Below are 4,182 nucleotides of genomic sequence, written 5' to 3' on the forward strand. Positions count from 1 at the left end.
TCCGCCGGATTCTGGTTGAAGAATCGGTAGAGATAGCCCGTGAATTTTATCTTTCCATTACTCTTGATCGTGAATCATCCCGCTACTGCCTGATCGCCTCGGCTGAGGGTGGGATGGATATTGAAGAGGTAGCCCAGAAGGCACCTGACAAGATCCATGTCCTGGCCATTGATCCATTCACCGGCCTGCGTACCTACCAGGCCCGCAAGATCGCCCTGGCCCTGGGGCTTTCCGGCACGGTCTGCGAAGATTGTGTTGAACTGATCCTGAATACCTACAAATGCTGCCTTGAAAGAGACTGTTCCCTGATTGAGATCAACCCGCTGGTAGTAACCCGGGCCGGCTGGTTGCTGGCCATGGATGCCAAGATATCCTTTGACGACAACGCCGTCTACCGACACCGCGAATACCCGGACATGATGGACTACTCTCAGCTTGATCCGCTGGAGATCACCGCCGGCAAGTATGACCTGGCCTACATCAAGCTGACCGGTAATATCGGATGCATGGTTAACGGCGCCGGTCTGGCCATGGCAACCCTGGATGTACTGAAAGAGTTTGGCGGCGAACCAGCCAACTTTCTGGATGTTGGGGGCGGCGCAACCCGCGAAAAAGTGGCAGAGGCGTTCAAGATCATCCTGCAGGACGGAGGCGTCAAAGCGGTCTTTGTCAACATCTTTGGCGGTATCATGCGCTGCGATGTAATCGCGCAAGGGATCATCGAGGCGGCCAATGAGGTTCACTGCCCTCTGCCGATTGTCGTCCGTATGGACGGCAGCAATGTGGAAGACGGCAAGAAACTGCTGCTGGAATCGGGCCTGAATGTCCAGATCGGTGAAAACCTGGGCGACGGCGCACAGAAGATCGTCGCCATGCTGGCCAAGGCGTAAGGGGGAGCGCAACCATGTCTATTCTGATCAATAAAGACTCAAAAATACTGGTTCAGGGGATCACCGGCAAGAGCGGACTTTTTCACACCCAGCAATGCCGGGCCTATGGCAGCCAGATTGTGGCTGGTGTCACCCCCGGTAAAGGCGGCATCCATATTGAAGGGATTCCGGTCTTTAATACCGTGGCCGAGGCGGTGCAGTACACCGGCGCAACCATCTCCATGATCTTTGTGCCGCCGCCAGGTGCTGCTGGTGCAATTCTGGAATCATGCGAAGCAGGTCTTGATCTGGCGGTCTGCATCACCGAAGGGATTCCGGTACGGGATATGGTGATTGCCCGCGCTGTGCAGGCCCAGAGCAAGACCCTGCTGGTGGGCCCCAACTGTCCCGGCATCATTACTCCTGGCCAGTGTAAGCTTGGGATCATGCCCGGTTACATCCACACTCCCGGCAAGGTCGGCGTAGTCTCCCGCTCCGGCACCCTCACCTACGAAGCGGTCAAGCAACTGACCGACATGGGGCTGGGACAATCCACCTGCGTCGGCATTGGTGGTGATCCTATCATCGGCATGAAATATATCGACGTACTCAAGATGTTCAACGAAGACCCTGGTACTGAAGCAGTCTTCATGATCGGCGAAATCGGTGGTGGAGCTGAAGAAGAGGCTGCCTACTGGATCAAGGAAAACATGAAAAAACCGGTGGCAGCATTCATTGCCGGCAGCACCGCACCAACCGGCAAGCGGATGGGCCATGCCGGTGCCATCATCACCGGCGGAAAAGGCAAGGCTGAAGACAAGATCCGCACCTTGCAAGAGTGCGGGGTTACTGTCTCCATATCCCCCACCAAGATGGGGGAGGCGATGGACAAGGCTTTAAAAAAGTAACCTTTTCAACTACGGCAACAGATTAACGCCCTGCCTCGGGTCATCGAGGCAGGGCGTTTTGTGTAGCTTTTTCGACTCTTAATAAAGCACATAGAGCTGTTAGGGATGCCAATGATGATTACATGTTCAATGTCTATTAAGCGGCACACTGGTTAAAAATTCACCTTCACTTTCGGTTCCACTGCTTTTGTGACCCTCAGAATCAACTGACATTCGTGTTCGTCGGCTCCGTCCAGGAGCTTGTCAGTCTCCTGATTGGTAACAATTGATGCAGAGAAGTGACTGAACTCGAACAGTTCACGCATTTCAACCTGCAACGACTGCGCTATACTTTCAAGTGTCTCAAATGACGGATAGCACTTTCCCAACTCTATCTTGCTGATATACCGAAAGTCCACTCCCACCAGCTCTGAGGGCTGTTCTTGCGACAGCTTAGCTCCCTTGCGTATCTCCCTGATCCGCCTACCCAGCAGCACTCTGGTTTCACTCATGTATACCCCCTATGGATTCGGGGGATGATGCATCTATTTTCACTGGCAATCAAGCTACAGTCAGCATGAATTTAATGATGCTTTTTAATTGTAACAGATAGAAATTAAACCAGTCGATTAGTATGAAAGTGAATATATTACGATATTAGGGGCTATAATTCGTGTGCGTATTTAAGAAAATTGCCCACCATCTTGAAGCGCAACAAAGCAGCAAACATAGATTTATTTATATATAAACATCATGCATATATTTTGATTTTATTAAGTTTAAGTAGGTTTAATGTATTACCCAAACGGATTTTATGCCTGTTATTTGCACACCGCTTTGATGGCATAAGGATTTCCCTCATAGACAGGGCTTTAGTCAGCAGTATACAAAAGTGCAAAAAACAATCAAATAAACGATTCTTTACAAAATGAAAGGTTCGAGAAACAAACGATGGAATTAGAATCAAAACCTTGCAGTTATTCTGATGAATATGTGGAACAGCTACAGGCTGAACTACAGCAAACACGTAGTGATGTTGAATGGCTAAAATCGCGATGCTGCCATTGGTGGAACATATTTAAAACAGATGCCCCCATCCCAATGCTTAATTGGGTAATAAACAAGACGCCTGTGATTATCTGGGCAATCGATGAAAATGGCAAAATACTGCTTTCAGAAGGAAAATCTCTTGCAAGTTTAGACCTTAAGCCTAGTGAAGTTGTAGGTGAATCTGTCTTTGACGTGTTTGCAGATTATCCATCAATCCTTGCCGCCATACGTCGCGTGTTGACGGGCGAGCCAATAACTACGGAAGTGTCGATTAACGGATGCTATTTTGAGGTTGAGCATACACCAATAACAGATTCGTCCGGTGAAGTTTGTGGAGCTGTTTGTGTGTCGCTTGAAGTCACCCGACGCCGTCGAGCAGAACAAGCACTCTCACAAAATGAGACGTATTATCAGGAAGTATTTGAAGCGCTACCAATTGCAGTAGTTACAACCACTCCACAACGTGAAATTATCAAAATGAACCAAGCTGCAGAGGCACTTTTCGGATACAAAAGTGATGAGGTAGTTGGCAGTCTTACCGAAATTTTTTATGACAACAAAAAAGCGTTTGTGGATCTCGGTCAGAGATATTCTGAAACGAACAATATTTTAAAAGTTAATCTGCCTCTACACAAATCAGACGGTTCCAGCTTCATATCAGAATCAGTATGCCTAAAATCTATTGACAGAAACGGCTCTGTAAGTGGGCTTATCAGCATCCACCGTGACATTACTGAAGAGAAAAAAGCGGCTGAATTAGCACACTGGCATGAAAAAACGCTCCAAATCATGATTGATGCAGCTCCGGTAAAAGCTCTCATGTTGGATTCTGATTTTTGTGTGCAGTTTGCAAATCAGCACTTTGCTGAGCATATTGGTATTCCGCTTTCAAAACTAGTCGGTGCTTATACACCAAAACTTGTTGAGAATTGCCCACTCAGCCCCCACAGACTTAAGAACGTTCAAACTGTGCTCGATACCGGCGTACCGTTATCGTTTACAGATAACGAAAATGGTAGATGGTATGAGCATCATTTAGCTCCTTTGGAACTCGCTGTCAGTCAAAAAAAGTGCGTAGCTATATTTCTTCATGACATAACTGAACGTATTCAACAGGAAGAGCAAGAAAGAGAACGCATCGCAGAAGAATTACATGAAGTTGTTTCAGATATGCTGGAGGGTAAATTTGACGGTCATACTCCGCTTAAGGATGAGCTGAGAGACAAGCCTCTATCCCCCCGGGAAAAAGAGGTCTTGCGTGAAATAGCATCAGGTTTAACCACAAAGCAAATAGCTTCAAAATATTCAGTTAGCACTAAAACAGTCGAAAGCCAACGCTTGTCAATTATGCGGAAGCTCCGATTGTTCACGGTGGC

At 47.8% G+C, this 4,182-nt stretch carries 4 protein-coding genes; 3 read left to right on the forward strand and 1 reads right to left on the reverse strand.

The annotated features are described in order from the left end of the window. Both sucC and sucD read left to right on the forward strand, forming a co-directional pair. A partial coding sequence (sucC, locus tag OEL57_RS14750) for an ADP-forming succinate--CoA ligase subunit beta (protein ID WP_300741493.1) occupies positions 1–890 on the forward strand: 890 nt, incomplete at its 5' end. Positions 891–904: 14 nt separating this feature from the next. Next, on the forward strand, positions 905–1,777 hold the full coding sequence (gene sucD / locus OEL57_RS14755) for a succinate--CoA ligase subunit alpha (RefSeq protein ID WP_300741494.1): 873 nt from the start codon (positions 905–907) through the stop codon (positions 1,775–1,777). 152 nt (positions 1,778–1,929) lie between these two features. On the opposite strand, the gene OEL57_RS14760 is transcribed toward sucD, so the two are convergent. Then, positions 1,930–2,268 (reverse strand): helix-turn-helix domain-containing protein, encoded by a 339-nt coding sequence (locus OEL57_RS14760; RefSeq protein WP_300741495.1) that lies wholly within the window; start codon positions 2,266–2,268, stop codon positions 1,930–1,932. A 439-nt stretch (positions 2,269–2,707) separates the two neighbouring features. On the opposite strand from OEL57_RS14760, the gene OEL57_RS14765 reads away from it, so the two are divergent. Beyond that, a partial coding sequence (locus OEL57_RS14765; protein WP_300741496.1) for a PAS domain S-box protein occupies positions 2,708–4,182 on the forward strand: 1,475 nt, incomplete at its 3' end.

Origin of the sequence: Trichlorobacter sp. (assembly GCF_030247655.1) — a bacterium.
Lineage (GTDB): Bacteria > Desulfobacterota > Desulfuromonadia > Geobacterales > Pseudopelobacteraceae > Trichlorobacter.

Excerpts from the sequence above, each read along its gene's own strand:
- OEL57_RS14760 (WP_300741495.1), bottom strand. The coding sequence starts at position 2,268 with ATGAGTGAAACCAGAGTGCTGCTGGGTAGGCGGATCAGGGAGATACGC.
- sucD (WP_300741494.1), top strand. The coding sequence starts at position 905 with ATGTCTATTCTGATCAATAAAGACTCAAAAATACTGGTTCAGGGGATC.